A 17073-nucleotide genomic window follows, 5' to 3' on the forward strand; every position below is an offset into this window, starting at 1 on the left:
AAAAAGATGCGGGAGCGAGCAAGCCCGCTCCCGCATTTGATTAGAGTTCGCCGATGAGGTCCCGGTAGTCTTCGACTGCCGTAAATTCCGCGGTGTCTTTGGGCCCTTTACGACTGTCCGGCTCCTTCACCGCCAGCAAATGCTTCACACCAAACTCCCGCGCGCTACGCAGAATCGGCAAGGTGTCGTCGATAAACAGACTGCGCGCCGGGTCAAACTGGATGTCGGCGTGCAAGGCATCCCAGAATTGCGGGCTTTCCTTGGCGAAACCGTAGTCGTGCGAGCTGATCAGTCGTTCGAAATACGGCGCCAGTTCAATTCGTTCCATCTTCAATGACAGCGAATCGCGATGGGCGTTGGTGATCAGGATCACACGCTTGCCGGCCTGCTTGATCGCCGCCAGGAAGGTGTCGGCGTCGGGGCGCAGGGCGATCAGGTGCGCGGTTTCCAGCTTGAGTTCGCGCACCGGGATCTTCAGTTCCGCACTCCAGAAATCCAGGCAATACCATTGCAATTGTCCGGCGTTACGCTCGAACAGTGGCAGCAGCTCCATCTCGGCCATGGCCTGGCTTACACCGTGCAACTGGGCGTATCGCAGGGGCAGGTGTTCCATCCAGAAGTGGTTGTCGTAATGCAAGTCGAGCAGGGTGCCGTCCATGTCCAGCAGGACGGTGTCGATGGCGTGCCAAGGCAAAGAGGGCATGGGGCGGTCTCATGTAAGTAAAATATCCGACACAGACAATCGGAAAAGCCACGGTATAGTAACCCGATCACGCCAAGGAGCCGCTTATGCGCCAGAAACCCACTGTCCTCGCCCGCGAAATAGTCGCCAGTAGCCGTTTGTTCCGCGTGGAGGAAGTGCAATTGCGCTTTTCCAATGGCGTTGAACGGACCTACGAGCGCCTGGTGGGCCGCGGTGCCGGCTACGGCGCAGTGATGATTGTGGCGATGATCGACGAAGACCATGCGTTGCTGGTGGAAGAGTACTGCGGTGGTACCGACGAATATGAATTGTCCTTGCCCAAGGGCCTGATCGAACCTGGCGAAGACGTGCTGGCAGCGGCAGACCGTGAGCTCAAGGAGGAGGCCGGCTATGGCGCGCGGCAATTGGAACACATTACCGAGCTGTCGCTGTCGCCTGGCTACATGAGCCAGAAAATCCAAGTGGTATTGGCCACCGATCTCTACGAAGAACGCCTGGAAGGCGATGAGCCCGAGCCGATGCGTGTGGAGCGGGTCAACCTGCGCGAGCTGTCGCAGTTGGCGCAAAACGAGCAATTCAGTGAAGGTCGTGCCTTGGCGGCGTTGTACCTGGTACGAGACCTGTTGACCCAGCGAGGAGCGTTTGTCGCATGAGCGAACTGTTTTTAGGCCACCCGTTTATCGCCCCTGTGATCGAGCTGGCTCGCCAGGCCGGTGAAGTCATCCTGCCTTACTGGCGCGCCAACGTGGCCGTTACCTCCAAGGCGGATGACTCGCCGGTGACGGCGGCGGACCTGGCCGCTCACCATCTGATTCTTGCCGGCCTCACCGCTCTGGACCCGAGCATTCCGGTGCTCTCCGAAGAGGATGCCGATATTGACCAGAGTGTGCGCGCCGGTTGGACGCGCTGGTGGCTGGTGGACCCGTTGGACGGCACCAAGGAGTTTATCTCCGGCAGCGAAGAGTTCACCGTCAATATCGCGTTGATCGAACAGGGGCGCGTGGTGTTTGGCGTGGTGTCGATGCCTACCAGCGGCCGTTGCTATTTTGGGGGGGCGGGTTTGGGTGCGTGGCGCTCCGATGTGAACGAAGCGCCCAGGCAGATCCAGGTCCGCGAAGCACCGGCAGCGGGTGAGGCGTTTACCGTGGTTGCCAGCCGTCGACATACCAGCCCTGAACAGGAAAGCCTGTTGAACGGTTTGAGCGCCGGGCTGGGCGAGCTGAAGTTGGCGAATATCGGCAGTTCGCTGAAGTTCTGTCTGTTGGCCGAGGGCAGTGCCGATTGCTATCCGCGTCTGGCGCCCACGTCACAGTGGGATACGGCAGCGGCCCAGGGCGTGCTGGAAGGCGCGGGCGGCGAGGTGCTGGAGTTGAGTGGTGAACCGTTCAGCTATCCGCCGCGGGCGTCGTTGTTGAACCCGTTCTTTCTGGCGTTGCCGGCCAAAGCGGCGTGGCGTGAACGCTTGCTTACCCTGGCCCGGTCTTAACGATTCTGCCGATCAACATGTGGGAGGGGGCAAGCCCCTCCCACATTGCTTTTGGGTGATGGTTTTCAGCGGTGCAGGACGTACTGGCCGGTAAAAGTAACGGCCTGCTCTTCACTGCCCTCATTCACGATCCACGTACCCAATGTCAACCGTGCTCGGCCATAACGTTTGTAGGTCGCTAGAAAACGCTTCCACACCTTCTCTTGCGGCGCGACGCAAATCGCGGTCGCATCTCGGGTGACCGGCAGCGGGTAACTGATCTGCCCCTCTTGAATCACGATATGCCCGTCTTCAATCCCTTCCTCGCGCAGTTGCAGGTGCAGCCAACCCCAGCCTGCCAGTACGGCGCCGCAATACAGGCTGCCGCCGAACATGGTGCTCTTGTGGTTGATGTTGGCTTCAAGGGGCAAATGCAGTTGCAGCTGCCCGTGTTGCCAATCGAGCACCTTAAGGCCCATTTCCCGGGTGAGGGGGATGTCGTGATGGAGGATGGACTCCAGGTAACGGCTGTCGCGGCTCATGGCGGCCTCTTGGTGGGTGGGCACGGTCATTCGTCGTCGGCGCTTTGGTTGGCGAAGTTGAGGCCGTGCTTGCGCAGTTTGTCGTGTAGGGTTTTACGCGGCACGCCCAGGGCTTCGGCGAGGCTGCGCATGGAACTGTGGGGGCGGGCCAGTTCGGCGGCGATCAGGCTTTTTTCAAACTGCTCGACCTGTTCGCTCAAGCCGCCGGAGGTGGAGGTGAGCGCGCCGCTGGCGGGATTGTCCGGCGTGTTGTCCAGCGCCAGTTCCAGGCCCAGGGCGAAACGCTCGGCGGCGTTTTGCAATTCGCGCACATTGCCCGGCCAGCTATGGCGCAACAGCAAGGCGCGTTGCCCAGGTTGCAACTCGTGCGGCGGCAGGCCATGGCGGCTGCTGGCCTCATCGGCGAAGTGCTGGAACAACATCAAGGCATCTTCCCCACGCTCGCGCAGCGGCGGAATGCGCAGCGGCGCGACATTGAGGCGGTAGTACAAGTCGGCGCGGAAGCGGCCCTGGTCCGCCGCCTGACGCAGGTCTTCCTTGGTCGCGGCGATGATACGGATATCCAGCGGGATCAGTTGGTTGCCGCCCAAGCGCTCCACCACGCGCTCCTGCAACAGGCGCAGCAACTTGACCTGCACGTCCAGGCTCATGCTTTCGATTTCATCGAGGAACAAGGTGCCGCCGTTGGCGAATTCGAACTTGCCGATGCGGCGTTTCTGCGCGCCGGTGAAGGCGCCGGGCTCATGGCCGAACAGCTCGCTCTCCACTACGGACTCGGCCAGTGCCCCGGCGTTGATGGCCACGAACGGGCCGCTGCGTCGACTCGAAAGGTCGTGCAGCGCGCGGGCGACCACCTCTTTGCCGGCGCCGGTTTCACCCAGGATCAGCACATCAGCCTTGGTCGCGGCCAGCGCGCCGATCTGCTCGCGCAGGCGCAGCATTTGCGGCGAGTGGCCCACCAGGCGTGTGCTCAGTTGTTGTCGATCGCTCAAGGCCAGGCGCAGGCTGCGGTTGTCCAGCACCAGGCGGCGCAGGGCCAGGGCGCGGCGCACGCTGTCGAGCAGGGCGTCGCTGGCGAAGGGTTTTTCGAGGAAGTCATAGGCGCCGGCGCGCATGGCCTGCACCGCGAGCGGCACGTCGCCGTGGCCGGTGATCAGCAGCACCGGCAGGTCCGGGTCCTGGCCGTGCAGCTCGGCCAACAGCTCCATGCCGTCCATGCCGGGCATGCGGATATCGCTGACCACCACGCCCTGCCAGTCACGCGACAGGCGCGCGGTGAGGCCGGTGGCCTCGCCCAGGGTCAGGACTTTCAACCCGGCCAGGTCCAGGGTCTGGCTCAGGGCCTGACGCAGGTGTGGATCGTCGTCGATCAACACCACCTGAATCTGGTTATCAATGCTCATACGCTGCGGTCCTCGGACGGTTGCAGACTGACGCCCGGCGAGCCGGCACGCAGTTTCAAGGTTAACAGCGCGCCGCCTTCCTTGTGGTTGGCGAACAGCAGTTCGCCGCCAAAGGCACGCATCAGGGTTTCACAGATCGCTAGGCCCAGCCCCAGGCCCTGGGTGCGCGTCTTGGTGGTGTAGAACGGCTCGCTGGCGCGGCCCAAGGCTTCCATGCAAAACCCCGGGCCGTTGTCGCGAATGTACAGGTTGACGCCCTGTGCGGTGGCTTCGGCACTCAGCCACAGTTTACGCGGCGGGCCTTTTTCGGTGAGGGCGTCCAGGGCGTTGGCCAACAGGTTGCCCAGCACCTGGCGCAGGCGGGTTTCGCCGGCCTGCACCCACAGGGTCGCTTCCGGCAGATCGCGGATCAGCTCCACTTCCATTGACCGCCGGCGTTTGGCCAGCAATGCCAGCGCATCGTCGAGCGCCGGTTGCAGGGCCACGCTCTCCGGCGCATGCCGATCGCGGCGGGCAAAGGCGCGCAAGTGGGCGATGATCGAGGCCATGCGCCCGGTCAGCTCGCTGATCAGCTTGAGATTGCCCCGGGCATCGCTGGTGCGCTCATGGTCGAGCAGGATCTCGGCGTTTTCCGCATAGCTGCGAATCGCCGCCAGGGGCTGGTTGAGTTCGTGGCTGATACTCGCCGACATGGTGCCCAGCGCCGACAACTTGCCAGCCTGCACCAGGTCATCCTGGGCACGCACCAGTTCCTGCTGGGCGTGTTCGCGTTCCAGCACCTCCTGTTTCAGGCGGCGGTTGAGGCCTTCCAGATCGCTGGTCCGCTCGACCACGCGCATTTCCAGCTCGCGGCGTGTCTTGGCTTCGAAGGCGATGCGTTCCAGGTAATGCCGGCGGCGCTGCATCAGCAAGCCCAGCAACAGCATCAACACCAGCAGCGTGGCACCGCCCACAGCGACCACCGTGCGCACCGGGCGGCTGATCAAGGATTTGGGCGCGAGGATTTCCACGGTCCAGCCGGTTTCGGCGATGGCGCTGGATTGGCGCAGCCAGGCGGTGCTGCTCAGGCTCAGCGGCTGTGGATCGCGGGTCGGGTAAGGTTGGATAGCGATAATGGCCTGGCGCTCTTCGTCGGTCAGCGGCCGGGTGGCGCGAAATCGCCATTGTGGGCGCGAGGTCAGGATCACCACGCCGTTGTGGTCGGTCACCAGCAGTTGTTCCGGAGTGTTGCCCCACAGGCTTTCGGTGTGGTCCAGATCCACCTTGACCACCAGCACGCCGATGATCTTTTCACCGTCGCGCACCGCTGCCGCGAAAAAGTAGCCGCGTTTGGCCGAGGTAGTGCCCAGGCCGAAGAACCGCCCCAATCGCCCGGCCATGGCTTCGCTGAAATAGGGACGAAACGAGAAATTGCGCCCGACGAAGCTGTCCTGTTTATCCCAGTTCGAGGCGGCGAGCGTCTTGCCGGTGGTGTCCATCAGGTACATCACTTCCACCCCGGCCTGGGCGGCGACGTCTTTGAGCAGCGTGTTGGCGTTGACCAGATTGGTGCTCACCTCTGGCGCGTCCAGCGCGGTGCGCAGGGCCGGCAAGTCGCCGAGGATTTGTGGCAAGACCTCATAGCGATGCAACGTGCCGAGCAGGTTGGCGACGTACAGGTCGAGCGTCTGGCGGTTCTGCCCGGCCAGTTCGCTGCGGTAGTAGCGCTCGGCCAAATGCTCCAGCGGCCACAGCAGCGGTGCCAGGCACAACGCCAACAGGGCCAGGCTGCGCCAGCGGGGTCTACGCGGGAGGGGTGGAGTCATGGGAGTCGTGCGCCTGGGGGTACAGGCGCATTATGCCTAGTGCTGCCCGGCAAGACACTCGCGCAATGCGTCTTGCCACTGCGGCTGGCCGACCTGCCACTGCTGTTGCAGGCGACTGCAATCGAGGCGCGAGTTCAGCGGACGCTTGGCGGGCGTCGGGTAGGCGCTGGAAGGGATGGCTTCCAGCTCGGCGCAGGCTTTGCCTTCGGCGCGCAGGTGTTCGCCAATCGCCTGGGCAAAACCGAACCACGAGGTTTCGCCCTGTGCGGTCAGGTGATAAACGCCCCAGTCACCTGCTTGACCCGCTTGCCAGCGCCCGATCAATGCGTGGGTGCTGCTGGCGATGGTCCCGGCCCAGGTCGGCGCACCGATCTGGTCGGCGACGATACGCAGGTGCGGTTTTTCCTGCAGCAGGCGCTGCATGGTCAGCAGGAAATTCTTGCCGTGGCTGGAGTAGACCCAGCTGGTGCGCAGGATCAGGTATTCGCCGCCCACTGCCGCAATTGCCTGCTCGCCGGCGAGCTTGCTCTGGCCATAGACGCCCAAGGGGTTCGGCGAGTCGGCCTCGGTGTAAGGTGCCGGCTTGCTGCCGTCGAACACGTAGTCAGTGGAGTAATGGATCAGCGGGATGCCCAGCCCCTTGGCTTCCTCGGCCAGCACGCCGGGGGCGGTGGCGTTGATGGCGAAGGCGGCATCCGGTTCGCTTTCGGCCTGGTCGACCGCGGTATGGGCGGCGGCGTTGATGATCAGGCCGGGGCGATGGGCGCGCACTTGCCGGCGAATCTGGTCGACATCGGCCAGGTCCAGCTGGTCCCGGCCCAGTACGATGAGCTCGCCGAGGCCCTGGAGCCGGTGTTGCAGCTCTTGGGAGACTTGGCCGTGTTGGCCGGTGATGAGGATTTTCAAAGGGTTTGTCATGGGAACAGGTCGGCCTCTTTCAGGCTTTCACCTTTCTGATCCTTGGCGGACAGGGTTGGGGCCGTCGTCAACTGCCAATCGATGGCGAGGTCTGGATCATCCCAACGAATGCATCGCTCGGCAGAGGGGGTGTAATAATCGGTGGTTTTGTAAAGGAATTCAGCGTAATCACTGAGCACCACGAAACCATGGGCAAATCCCGGTGGAATCCACAACTGGCGATTATTCTCGGCAGATAAGCGCACACTTGCCCATTTGCCAAAGTGAGGGGAGCTGCGGCGGATATCCACCGCTATGTCCAATACTTCACCCGCTGTCACGCGCACCAGTTTCCCCTGGGCATGTTCAATCTGGTAGTGCAGGCCGCGTAATACGCCTTTTTGCGAGCGCGAATGGTTGTCCTGTACAAAGTCCTGATGCGACCCGGTCGCCTGGGCGAAATCCCGAGCGTTGTAACTTTCATAGAAAAAGCCGCGCTCATCGCCAAAAACCTTCGGCTCGATGATCAATACACCGGGCAACTCAGTGGCGATCACATTCATTGGGCTCCCCCGAGGGTGAACAGGTACTGACCATAACCGGTTTTGCCAAAATACTTGGCGCGCTCCAGCAGATAGTCACGGTCGATCCAGCCGTTTTCGTAGGCGATCTCCTCCAGGCATGCCACTTTGAGGCCCTGACGATGCTCGATTGTCTGTACGTAAGTGGAGGCTTCCAGCAGGCTGTCATGGGTACCCGTGTCCAGCCAGGCGAAACCACGACCGAAGCGTTCAACGTGCAGATCGCCGCGTTTCAGATAGGCGTTGTTGATGTCGGTGATCTCCAGTTCCCCGCGCGGCGAAGGCTTGACCGCCTTGGCGATTTTGATCACGTCATTGTCGTAGAAATACAGACCGGTTACGGCATAGCTGGATTTTGGTTTCGCCGGTTTTTCTTCGATGGACAGGGCGCGGCCCTCGCTGTCAAAGTCGATCACGCCGAAACGCTCAGGGTCCTTGACCCAATAGCCGAATACCGTGGCGCCCGATGGGCGTTCAGCGGCTCTCTTCAGCTGATCGCTGAAATGTTGACCATGGAAAATATTGTCCCCCAGGATCAGGCACACCGGATCATCGCCGATAAACTCTTCACCGATGATAAACGCCTGGGCCAATCCATCCGGAGACGGCTGCTGCGCATAGCTGAAACGCACGCCAAACTGGCTGCCATCGCCGAGCAAGTTGCGATACTGCGGCAAGTCCACCGGTGTGGAGATCACCAGGATGTCCTTGATACCCGCCAGCATCAGCACCGAGATCGGGTAGTAGATCATCGGTTTGTCATACACCGGCAGCAGTTGCTTGGACACTCCCAGGGTAATGGGGTGCAAGCGGGTTCCAGAACCACCCGCCAATACGATGCCCTTCATCATGCAATCAAATCCTTCACGTCGGTGTTGCCGAGTCGTTCACCTTGATAACTGCCGTCCTGGACCCTGCGGCACCATTCCAGGTTGTCGAGGTACCACTGTACGGTTTTGCGCAACCCGGTCTCGAAGGTCTCTTCGGGAACCCAGCCCAATTCGCGTTCGATCTTGCTGGCATCAATGGCATAACGCTGATCGTGACCCGGACGATCCTTGACGAACGTGATCAGGTCGGTGAATTTGTCGACGCCGGCCGGTCGTTGCGGTGCCAGTTCTTCCAGCAGGCCGCAGATACCACGGACCACATCGATGTTTTTCTGCTCGTTGTGACCGCCGATATTGTAGGTTTCGCCGACTTTACCTTCAGTCACCACTTTCAGCAGTGCGCGGGCGTGATCCTCGACGAACAGCCAGTCACGCACCTGCAGGCCATCGCCGTAGACTGGCAGTGGCTTGCCCGCCAGGGCATTAAGAATCACCAACGGAATCAGCTTTTCCGGGAAGTGGAAGGGGCCGTAGTTGTTGGAACAGTTGGTCAGCAGCACCGGCAGGCCGTATGTGCGCTGCCAGGCACGTACCAGGTGGTCTGAAGCCGCTTTGCTTGCCGAGTACGGGGAGCTGGGCGCATAGGGGGTGGACTCAGTGAACAGATCGTCCACTCCGTGAAGATCGCCGTAGACCTCATCGGTGGAAATATGGTGAAAGCGGAACGCGCTTTTGGCGGGCTCGGCGAGCTTTTGCCAATAATCACGCGCGGCCTCCAGCAGGCTGTAGGTACCCACGATATTGGTCTGGATAAAATCCGACGGACCATCAATCGACCGGTCGACATGGGATTCGGCGGCCAGGTGCATGATTGCCTGCGGCTGGAAGCGCGCCAGCACGGCGCTGACAGTCACCTGGTCGATGATATCGGCCTGCACGAACTCATAACGGCTATTGGCGGCGATGCTGGTCAGCGATTCCAGGTTGCCGGCATAGGTCAGTTTGTCCAGGTTGAGCACTTCGTGCTCGGTATGTTGAATCAGGTGACGGATCAGGGCAGAGCCGATAAAACCGGCACCACCGGTGATGAGAATACGCATGTCGGGGGGCCTTTTCCTTAGACGGACATTAAGCGAACGAAGCATAGCTTGAGTTGTGCGGCAGGGCGAAGCAAGTGCGGTATGTATAAGGGGTTGCCTAACCCCCCTGAACAATGGCGATATAAGCACCTCATAACACCAGAGAGTGCCACCATGCTGCTCGCTACTTTGATCCACCGCGCCAGTCTACCCTGCCCGCAAGTAGGCCCCGATCAGGCGGCGCAACTCCTCGAGCAGTATTACGGCCTTACGGGCGCTTTGCAGTCACTGGGCAGCCAGCAGGACCTCAACTATAAGGTCGACAGCGCTCGCGGCCGGTTTGTTCTTAAAATCTGCCGGGGCGACTACGCGGCGCTGGAGTTGCAGGCCCAGCACGCGGCCCTCAATGAGTTGCAGGCCCGTGCCAAGGTGCGCGTGCCCAGGGTCATCAAGGCCTTGAATGGTGAAGAACTGCTGAGCGTGCAGGTCGATGGCCAAACCCTGCACCTGCGGCTGCTGGACTACATCGACGGCCAGCCGTTGACCCATCTGCCTCATCTGGGGCGCGATGTGATCGCAGGCTTCGGTGACTTGTGCGGGCGCATGAGCCTCGCGCTGGCGGACTTCACGCACCCTGGCCTGGACCGCACCCTGCAATGGGACCCACGGCACGCCGGGGAGCTGATCACCCACCTGCTGGCCACCCTGGAAAACCTGCCCCATCGCAAGGCGCTCGAGCAGGTCGCCGAGCAGGTTGACACTCACATCCGCCCCCTCGCCGAGCGCTTGCCGTGGCAAGCGGTGCACATGGACATCACCGATGACAACGTAGTGTGGCAGCGCGATGCGCAGCGGCACTGGCAGATCCAGGGCGTGATCGATTTCGGCGACCTGGTGCACTCCTGGCGCATTGCCGACCTGTCGGTGACCTGCGCCGCGCTGTTGCACCATGCCGAGGGCGATCCCTTTGCCATCTTGCCGGCGATCCAGGCGTGTCACGCCGTGACCGCGCTGCAACGCGAAGAGCTGCAGGTGCTGTGGCCGTTGATCGTTGCCCGTGCAGCGGTGCTGGTGCTGAGCAGCGAGCAGCAGCAACGACTGAACCCGGATAACACCTACTTGCTGAAAAACGCCGAGCACGAGTGGGAAATTTTCCAGGTGGCGACGTCGGTGCCGTTCGCATTGATGGAAGCCGCGATTCTGGCCAGTGTCGGCCAGGCACTGGCGCCGATTGCCAGCCAGGACTTTGCGCCCCTGCTGCCAGGGCTGGTAGGGCAGGAGTTCGCGCTGATCGACCTGGGTGTGCTCAGCCCGCATTTCGATGCGGGAAACTGGGAGGCCCCCGGCATTGATCACCAGCTGCTGGATGAGGCTGCGACGGTGCACGGTTTGGCGGCCAGCCGTTATGGCCAGTACCGCCTGTCGCGCACTTGCCCGGACAGTGCCGTAGAGCCTGACACTTTCCCGCTGCACGTTGAACTGCATGTGCCCCATGGCACAGTGCTGGAAGCGCCCTTTGCCGGAACCCTGCGCCAGGACGCCGATGGCCTGCTGAGCCTGCGAGGCGTTGAGTTGAGCGTGCGTGTGCGGGGTGTGAAAACCATACTGAAACCCGGCGCACTCCTGGTAAAAGGGCAAATCCTCGGCGAAGTGCATGCGCCGTTGACCGTGCAACTGTGCCGCGCCGACCTCGAGCCACCGCTGTTCTGTACGCCGTCCCGAGCCTTGGCCTGGCAAGCCGTGTGCCCATCGCCCGCGGCATTGCTGGGGCTGGCCTGTGACGCCGAACCGGAGCTTGACCCCCACGCCCTGCTGGCGCGGCGTGATGCCAGTTTCGCGCGCTCGCAGAAACACTATTATGTCGACCCGCCGCGTATCGAGCGCGGCTGGCGCAACCACCTGATCGACATGCAGGGCCGCTCCTACCTGGACATGCTCAACAACGTTGCGGTGCTGGGCCATGGCCACCCGCGCATGGCGGCAGTGGCGGCGCGCCAGTGGTCGTTGCTCAACACCAACTCACGGTTTCACTACGCGGCGGTCGCCGAGTTTTCCGAGCGTTTGCTGGCGTTGGCGCCGGCGGGCATGGACCGTGTATTTCTGGTCAACAGCGGCACCGAGGCCAACGACCTGGCTATCCGCCTGGCCTGGGCCTACAGCGGCGGGCGCGACATGCTCAGCGTGCTGGAGGCCTACCACGGCTGGTCGGTGGCGGCGGATGCGGTGTCCACCTCGATTGCCGACAACCCCCAGGCGCTGAGCAGTCGCCCGGACTGGGTGCACCCGGTGACCGCCCCGAATACCTATCGCGGTGAATTCCGTGGGCAGGACAGTGCGCCGGACTATGTACGAAGCGTGGAACACAACCTGGCGAAAATCGCGCAGAGCAAGCGTCAATTGGCAGGTTTCATCTGTGAGCCGGTGTATGGCAATGCCGGCGGCATCTCCCTGCCGCCGGGTTATCTGCAACAGGTGTATGGATTGGTGCGCGCCCAGGGTGGCGTGTGCATCGCCGATGAAGTGCAGGTGGGGTACGGCCGCATGGGGCACTTCTTCTGGGGCTTTGAAGAGCAGGGCGTGGTGCCCGACATCATTACCATGGCCAAGGGCATGGGCAACGGCCAGCCATTGGGCGCGGTGATCACTCGCCGCGAGATCGCCGAAGCCCTGGAGGCCGAGGGGTATTTCTTCTCGTCGTCGGGGGGCAGCCCGGTCAGTTGCCGGATCGGCATGGCGGTGCTGGATGTAATGGAAGAAGAAAAACTGTGGGAAAACGCCCAAGTGGTAGGCGCGCATTTCAAGTCGCGCTTGGAGGCACTGATCGACCGTCACCCATTGGTGGGCGCGGTGCACGGGTCCGGCTTCTATCTGGGCCTGGAGTTGGTGCGCGACCGGCAGACCCTGGAGCCCGCCACCGAAGAGACCATGCTGCTGTGCGACCGCCTGCGCGAGCTGGGCATTTTCATGCAACCCACCGGCGATTATCTGAACATTCTCAAGATCAAGCCGCCCATGGTCACGTCCAGACGCAGCGTGGACTTCTTTGTCGACATGTTGTCGAAGGTGCTGGACGAACAATTGTAATTGGTCGATTGTTATCGATTAATTCTTGTCATATTTATCGATCATGCTATTTGATCGCTTTTAAAGCCGATTTTTATCCGTTATAAAGTCGGCTTTTACCCCCATTCGGAGTCCTGATCGCCATGACCACCCTGAACAGCACCCCCCGCGTCGATGGCTTCCATATGCCCGCCGAATGGGCGCCACAAACCCAGGTCTGGATGATCTGGCCCGAGCGACCGGACAACTGGCGCCTGGGCGGCAAGCCGGCGCAAGCGGCTCATATTGCGGTAGCCAAGGCCATTGCTCGCTTTGAGCCGGTGACGGTGGCGGTTTCCGCCGGCCAGTACGAAAACGCCCGCGCCCGTTTGGACGTGCCGAATATTCGCCTGGTGGAAATGTCCAGCGATGACGCCTGGGTACGGGACACCGGCCCCACCTTTGTGATCAACAACCATGGCGAAGTACGGGGGGTGAACTGGGACTTCAATGCCTGGGGCGGTTTTGACGGTGGCCTGTACTCGCCTTGGAACCGTGATGCGCAAGTCGGCGGCAAAATCCTTGAAATCGAACGCGCGCCGCGCTACCGCACCGAAGGCTTCGTGCTTGAAGGGGGTTCGATTCATGTCGACGGTGAAGGTACTTTGATCACCACCGAAGAATGCCTGCTCAATCGTAACCGCAACCCGCACCTCGACCGCGCCGGGATCGAGGCGATCCTCAGCGCCAACCTGGCTGTGGATAAAATTGTCTGGCTGCCGCATGGCCTGTACAACGACGAAACCGACGGTCATGTGGATAACTTCTGCTGCTACGTACGCCCGGGCGAAGTGTTGCTGGCCTGGACCGACGACCCGCAAAACCCTAACTACGCACGCTGCCACGCCGCCATGGACGTGCTGCAAAGCAGCACCGACGCCCAGGGGCGCCCGTTCACAGTGCATAAAATGCCGATCCCGGGCCCGCTGTACGCCACTGAGGACGAATGCGCGGGCGTCGACCCGGTGGACGGCACCCAGGAACGTAATCCGACCGTGCGGTTGGCGGGTTCCTACGTCAACTTCCTGATCGTCAACGGCGGCATCATCGCGCCAAGCTTTGACGACCCACTGGACAGCCAGGCAAAGGCCATCCTGCAGGAGCTGTTCCCACAGCACCAAGTGGTGATGGTGCCGGGCCGTGAACTGTTACTGGGTGGCGGAAATATCCATTGCCTGACCCAGCAGCAACCCGCCCCACACAAAAACTGAGTGCAGTTGTAACAGCGCCATTCCGGCGCCGATGCGCTACTCGGTTTCATTGCTCGCAGCAAGCCCGCGGCCCTACAAGGCCCCGGGCTTTTTTGCGTGCGCATGCCTATAAACACGACACATTGGCATAGCTCTTGTATCGCTGTTGTCACAGCGGCCCAAGCTAATGATTGCGCAGTTCTGTCATAAACCTTGAGTAAGTTAGCCGCTCACGCAGCAGGAGAGAGCGCCGAGATGAATGCCAATACCCACCCGATGTACATGCGCACCTTTCATCCTGTGCGGGTCAACGGTGCCGCGATCCAAGCGCTGGGTCTCTGGTTGAAGGAGCAGGGCTCGCGACAAGCTCGGCAGCGGTGTGACTTGCACAGGGTGATGGCTGAGCGCTATCCGGTGGGGTTATTCAGCGACGATGAAATACAGGCGTTGTGTGAGCTGATGACAAAATAAACGCTCACCGCTGACATACGTCGCGTGCGGGTTTCCTTGACGCATGCACGCCCCGCACCTGTCGGCTTTCAAATGTGTTTTTTGGGTCGTTTAAGCAAGATTTTTGTCGTTTTTAGAAAGGCAGTAGGCATTTGCTTAGAATTATTTCGCCTAAAAACAGGCGGTTCACGAAATTGACACATAGTTCAACCGGCGACTAGGATTGCGCCCAACGCCTGTGGCTAACCGCCATGACTCATCCCATAAGAAAAGGCCCGCTGCATGTTCAGTCTTGCGCGGGCCTTCTTTTTTTCGGAAAAAGTCGACACCAGAAAGCGACATTGAGCCTGGTGCCATAGCGCGTACTCAACCCGTAACAAGGAATACAAGAATATGTTGAAGCAACGGATGAGTCTGATCGCTCTGGGGATTTTGAGCGCATCGACAGCAATGGCAAACGACCAGGCGCAATCCCAGGGTTTCGTTGAAGACAGCCACCTGAATATCGCGGCACGTAACGCCTACATCAGCCGTGACTACAAAAACGGCAAGCAGGACAAAGCTGAATGGGGCCAGGGCTTCATTGGCAAGTTCGAGTCCGGCTTCACCCAAGGCACCGTCGGTGTGGGTGTGGACGTGATCGGCCAATACGCTATCCGTCTGGACGGTGGTAAAGGTCGCAGCGGCGCGGGCGGCATCGACTTCTTCAAACAAGGTGACAGCGGTGCCGCGGCCGACGATTTGGCCAAAGGCGGCGCGGCGGTGAAATTCCGTGTGTCCAACACCGTGCTCAAGTACGGCGATCAAATGCCGGCTGTGCCCGTGTTGCAGTACGACAACTCTCGCCTGTTGTCGGAAACCTACACCGGTACCTCGATCGTTTCCAAAGAGATCGAAGGTTTGCAACTGGACGCGGGGCGCTTCACCAAGGAAGCCCGCAAAAGTGCTGAAGGCACCGACAGCGGCAACCTGAAGAACATCAGCTACCTGGGCGGCAGCTACAAGTTCACCGAAAGCCTGTCCGCTGCGCTGTACGCTTCCGACATGGAAGATGTGCTGAAGAAGCAATATGTCAACGTCAACTACGTACTGGCCCTGCCAGAAAAGCAATCGCTGACTTTTGACTTCAACGGCTACAAAACCAAGCTGGACAAGAGCTTCGCCGAACAACGTGGCGATGCCGACGCGCGCGACAACAAGATCTGGAGCCTGGGCGCCACTTGGGCCGTGGGCCCACATAGCTTCACCCTGGCCCACCAGCGCAGCACCGGCGACACCGGCTACCTGTATGGCGGTTATCGCGACAATACCCGCGACACCGGCATCGGCGACGGCGGCAATACCATTCTGCTGGCCAACTCCTACTGGTCCGACTTCAACGGCAAGGACGAGCGCTCCTGGCAGGTTGGCTACGGCCTGGACTTCAGCACCTTCGGCGTGCCTGGCCTGACCTACAACGTGGCCTACGTGCGCGGTACCAACATCGACGACGGCAGCGGCCGCGGCAATGGCACCGAGCGCGAGATCTTCAACCAGTTCAAATACGTCGTTCAGAGCGGCCCTGCCAAAGACCTGAGCCTGCGCGCGCGGGCCTCGTGGTTGCGCGTTTCCAACAACGCCAGCAACTACAACGTTGGCGGTAACGAGCTGCGTCTGTTTGCCGACTACCCGATCAACGTTTTCTAATTGATCGCACGTCGCGCCTGATGCCAGGCGATAAAGACCCCGACTGGTTCGGGGTTTTTTTATGGGTGCCGGTCGGTCCTCGCGGTGCTCGATCTTCTTCGTGTGGATGCACCTATTCCCTCCGCATCTCGCATGAAATACGCCCCTCGGGCGCTATTCGTCTTCAGCAAATCTGCACTGGCTCACTCAGTCACCATTACCGACGAGTGTGATGGTGGCGTCAATTAAATGTCGTAAATTCCCGCTAATTACCGTTTGGCGGAGCGAGAGACAATGTATTGACAGTCTTGGGCGTATCTAACATTATCTGCGACGTTTTGGTGGCTCTAAGCCATTAAAATGACATTAGTGGCACGGATTGTTCCTTGTGAGTCTTTAGGAAAACATTTCATGGTTGTTGGACGGGTTCTGGTCACTGGTGGTGCGGGTTTCATTGGTTCTCATCTTGTCGACGTCTTGCTGGCCAAAGGTCACAAGATTCGTGTGTTGGACAATCTGTCGACCGGCAAGGTAACCAACCTGCCTGTTGATAACGCTGACCTGGAACTGGTGATCGGTGACGTGGCTGACGACGCCGTGGTTGACCAGGCCATGCGTGATTGTGACGCGGTGGTGCATCTGGCTGCGGTGGCATCGGTGCAGGCATCGGTAAACGATCCGGTTGCCACTCACCAGGCCAATTTCGTCGGCACGCTCAATGTCTGCCAAAGCATGCTCAAGGCCGGTGTGAAACGTGTGGTATTTGCCTCCAGTGCCGCCACCTACGGCCATAACGGTGAAGGCGCGGCCATTGACGAGGACACCCCCAAATCGCCGTTGACCCCCTATGCCAGTGACAAGTTGGCCAGTGAGTATTACCTGGACTTCTATGGCCGTGAGCACGGTTTGGAGCCGGTGATCTTTCGCTTTTTCAATATCTTCGGCCCGCGCCAGGACCCGTCCTCGCCGTATTCCGGTGTGATCAGCATCTTCACCGAGTGCGCGCTGGCCGGTAAGCCGATCACGGTGTTCGGTGATGGCGAACAGACTCGCGATTTTGTGTACGTGCAGGACTTGGTGAGCATTCTCGTCCAGGCGGTCGAGGCGAGCGAGCCGGCACGCGGTGCGGTCAACGTAGGGCTGAGCCGTTCGACCAGTCTCAACGAGCTGATCGCTGAACTGGGGGAGGCCACTGGCACCCAACTGAACGTGACTTACCGCGACCCTCGTCAAGGCGACATTCGCCATTCGTGCGCTAACAACAAGCGTTTGCTGGAGCACTACACGCTTGCGCAGCCGACCTCGGTCGGCCAGGGGCTGCTTCAGCTTTTGCGTAGCCTGTAACCGTCGGCATCGTCCAG

The 17073-nt window shown here is 60.8% G+C and carries 15 protein-coding genes; 7 read left to right on the forward strand and 8 right to left on the reverse strand.

Translation table 11 applies throughout. The annotated features are described in order from the left end of the window. Positions 1 to 40: 40 nt before the first annotated feature. The gene (gene yrfG, locus AB4O05_RS06205) at positions 41 to 703 is read right to left on the reverse strand and encodes a GMP/IMP nucleotidase (protein ID WP_460132232.1); all 663 of its coding nucleotides are present in this window, start codon (positions 701 to 703) and stop codon (positions 41 to 43) included. An 86-nt stretch (positions 704 to 789) separates the two neighbouring features. On the opposite strand from yrfG, the gene nudE reads away from it, so the two are divergent. Together nudE and cysQ are read left to right on the forward strand one after the other, a co-directional pair. Next, positions 790 to 1356: an ADP compounds hydrolase NudE gene (gene nudE / locus AB4O05_RS06210; RefSeq protein ID WP_460132230.1), complete on the forward strand. Its 567-nt coding sequence runs from the start codon at positions 790 to 792 to the stop codon at positions 1354 to 1356. After that, positions 1353 to 2189 (forward strand): 3'(2'),5'-bisphosphate nucleotidase CysQ, encoded by an 837-nt coding sequence (gene cysQ, locus AB4O05_RS06215; protein WP_460132228.1) that lies wholly within the window; start codon positions 1353 to 1355, stop codon positions 2187 to 2189. The genes nudE and cysQ overlap by 4 nt, the downstream gene beginning before the upstream one ends. Positions 2190 to 2254: 65 nt before the next feature. Here the strand turns inward: cysQ and AB4O05_RS06220 are convergent, their stop codons facing one another. The 7 genes from AB4O05_RS06220 to rfbB are packed head-to-tail and all read right to left on the reverse strand — an operon-like array spanning position 2255 to position 9326. Next, on the reverse strand, positions 2255 to 2710 hold the full coding sequence (locus AB4O05_RS06220; RefSeq protein WP_460132227.1) for a thioesterase domain-containing protein: 456 nt from the start codon (positions 2708 to 2710) through the stop codon (positions 2255 to 2257). Positions 2711 to 2736: 26 nt separating this feature from the next. After that, positions 2737 to 4113 carry a sigma-54-dependent transcriptional regulator gene (locus tag AB4O05_RS06225; protein ID WP_460132225.1) on the reverse strand — a complete coding sequence of 459 codons (1377 nt, stop codon included), beginning with the start codon at positions 4111 to 4113 and terminating at the stop codon, positions 2737 to 2739. Continuing rightward, entirely contained in the window at positions 4110 to 5918 is a 1809-nt protein-coding gene (locus AB4O05_RS06230; RefSeq protein WP_460164849.1) for a sensor histidine kinase, read from the reverse strand. The genes AB4O05_RS06225 and AB4O05_RS06230 overlap by 4 nt, the downstream gene beginning before the upstream one ends. A gap of 36 nt (positions 5919 to 5954) precedes the next feature. After that, positions 5955 to 6836 (reverse strand): dTDP-4-dehydrorhamnose reductase, encoded by an 882-nt coding sequence (gene rfbD, locus AB4O05_RS06235; protein ID WP_460132223.1) that lies wholly within the window; start codon positions 6834 to 6836, stop codon positions 5955 to 5957. Beyond that, positions 6833 to 7378 carry a dTDP-4-dehydrorhamnose 3,5-epimerase gene (rfbC, locus tag AB4O05_RS06240; protein WP_460132221.1) on the reverse strand — a complete coding sequence of 182 codons (546 nt, stop codon included), beginning with the start codon at positions 7376 to 7378 and terminating at the stop codon, positions 6833 to 6835. Before rfbC ends, rfbD begins: the two co-directional genes overlap by 4 nt. Next, a complete protein-coding gene (gene rfbA / locus AB4O05_RS06245; RefSeq protein ID WP_460132220.1) occupies positions 7375 to 8247 on the reverse strand; it encodes a glucose-1-phosphate thymidylyltransferase RfbA in 873 nt (290 codons plus the stop codon). The genes rfbC and rfbA overlap by 4 nt, the downstream gene beginning before the upstream one ends. Further along, positions 8244 to 9326 carry a dTDP-glucose 4,6-dehydratase gene (gene rfbB / locus AB4O05_RS06250; RefSeq protein ID WP_460132218.1) on the reverse strand — a complete coding sequence of 361 codons (1083 nt, stop codon included), beginning with the start codon at positions 9324 to 9326 and terminating at the stop codon, positions 8244 to 8246. The genes rfbA and rfbB overlap by 4 nt, the downstream gene beginning before the upstream one ends. 153 nt (positions 9327 to 9479) lie before the next feature. On the opposite strand from rfbB, the gene AB4O05_RS06255 reads away from it, so the two are divergent. The 5 genes from AB4O05_RS06255 to AB4O05_RS06275 all read left to right on the forward strand — a co-directional run bounded on the left by AB4O05_RS06255 (position 9480) and on the right by AB4O05_RS06275 (position 17056). Then, positions 9480 to 12389, forward strand: coding sequence for an aminotransferase (locus tag AB4O05_RS06255; protein ID WP_460132217.1), 2910 nt, complete (start codon positions 9480 to 9482; stop codon positions 12387 to 12389). Positions 12390 to 12511: 122 nt separating this feature from the next. Continuing rightward, the gene (aguA, locus tag AB4O05_RS06260; protein WP_460132215.1) at positions 12512 to 13618 is read left to right on the forward strand and encodes an agmatine deiminase; all 1107 of its coding nucleotides are present in this window, start codon (positions 12512 to 12514) and stop codon (positions 13616 to 13618) included. A gap of 234 nt (positions 13619 to 13852) precedes the next feature. Beyond that, positions 13853 to 14068: a hypothetical protein gene (locus AB4O05_RS06265; protein WP_460132214.1), complete on the forward strand. Its 216-nt coding sequence runs from the start codon at positions 13853 to 13855 to the stop codon at positions 14066 to 14068. A gap of 372 nt (positions 14069 to 14440) precedes the next feature. Beyond that, positions 14441 to 15733 (forward strand): OprD family porin, encoded by a 1293-nt coding sequence (locus AB4O05_RS06270; RefSeq protein WP_460132212.1) that lies wholly within the window; start codon positions 14441 to 14443, stop codon positions 15731 to 15733. 390 nt (positions 15734 to 16123) lie between these two features. Beyond that, entirely contained in the window at positions 16124 to 17056 is a 933-nt protein-coding gene (locus AB4O05_RS06275) for an NAD-dependent epimerase/dehydratase family protein (RefSeq protein ID WP_460132210.1), read from the forward strand. Positions 17057 to 17073: the final 17 nt, after the last annotated feature.

The organism is Pseudomonas sp. S1_G07 (assembly GCF_054668565.1).

Coding starts and splice junctions, on each gene's coding strand:
- AB4O05_RS06230 (WP_460164849.1), bottom strand. CDS start 5,918: ATGACTCCACCCCTCCCGCGTAGACCCCGCTGGCGCAGCCTGGCCCTG.
- rfbA (WP_460132220.1), bottom strand. CDS start 8,247: ATGATGAAGGGCATCGTATTGGCGGGTGGTTCTGGAACCCGCTTGCAC.
- AB4O05_RS06275 (WP_460132210.1), top strand. CDS start 16,124: ATGGTTGTTGGACGGGTTCTGGTCACTGGTGGTGCGGGTTTCATTGGT.
- rfbC (WP_460132221.1), bottom strand. CDS start 7,378: ATGAATGTGATCGCCACTGAGTTGCCCGGTGTATTGATCATCGAGCCG.
- nudE (WP_460132230.1), top strand. CDS start 790: ATGCGCCAGAAACCCACTGTCCTCGCCCGCGAAATAGTCGCCAGTAGC.
- yrfG (WP_460132232.1), bottom strand. CDS start 703: ATGCCCTCTTTGCCTTGGCACGCCATCGACACCGTCCTGCTGGACATG.
- AB4O05_RS06255 (WP_460132217.1), top strand. CDS start 9,480: ATGCTGCTCGCTACTTTGATCCACCGCGCCAGTCTACCCTGCCCGCAA.
- AB4O05_RS06220 (WP_460132227.1), bottom strand. CDS start 2,710: ATGAGCCGCGACAGCCGTTACCTGGAGTCCATCCTCCATCACGACATC.
- rfbD (WP_460132223.1), bottom strand. CDS start 6,836: ATGACAAACCCTTTGAAAATCCTCATCACCGGCCAACACGGCCAAGTC.
- AB4O05_RS06270 (WP_460132212.1), top strand. CDS start 14,441: ATGTTGAAGCAACGGATGAGTCTGATCGCTCTGGGGATTTTGAGCGCA.
- aguA (WP_460132215.1), top strand. CDS start 12,512: ATGACCACCCTGAACAGCACCCCCCGCGTCGATGGCTTCCATATGCCC.
- cysQ (WP_460132228.1), top strand. CDS start 1,353: ATGAGCGAACTGTTTTTAGGCCACCCGTTTATCGCCCCTGTGATCGAG.
- AB4O05_RS06225 (WP_460132225.1), bottom strand. CDS start 4,113: ATGAGCATTGATAACCAGATTCAGGTGGTGTTGATCGACGACGATCCA.
- AB4O05_RS06265 (WP_460132214.1), top strand. CDS start 13,853: ATGAATGCCAATACCCACCCGATGTACATGCGCACCTTTCATCCTGTG.
- rfbB (WP_460132218.1), bottom strand. CDS start 9,326: ATGCGTATTCTCATCACCGGTGGTGCCGGTTTTATCGGCTCTGCCCTG.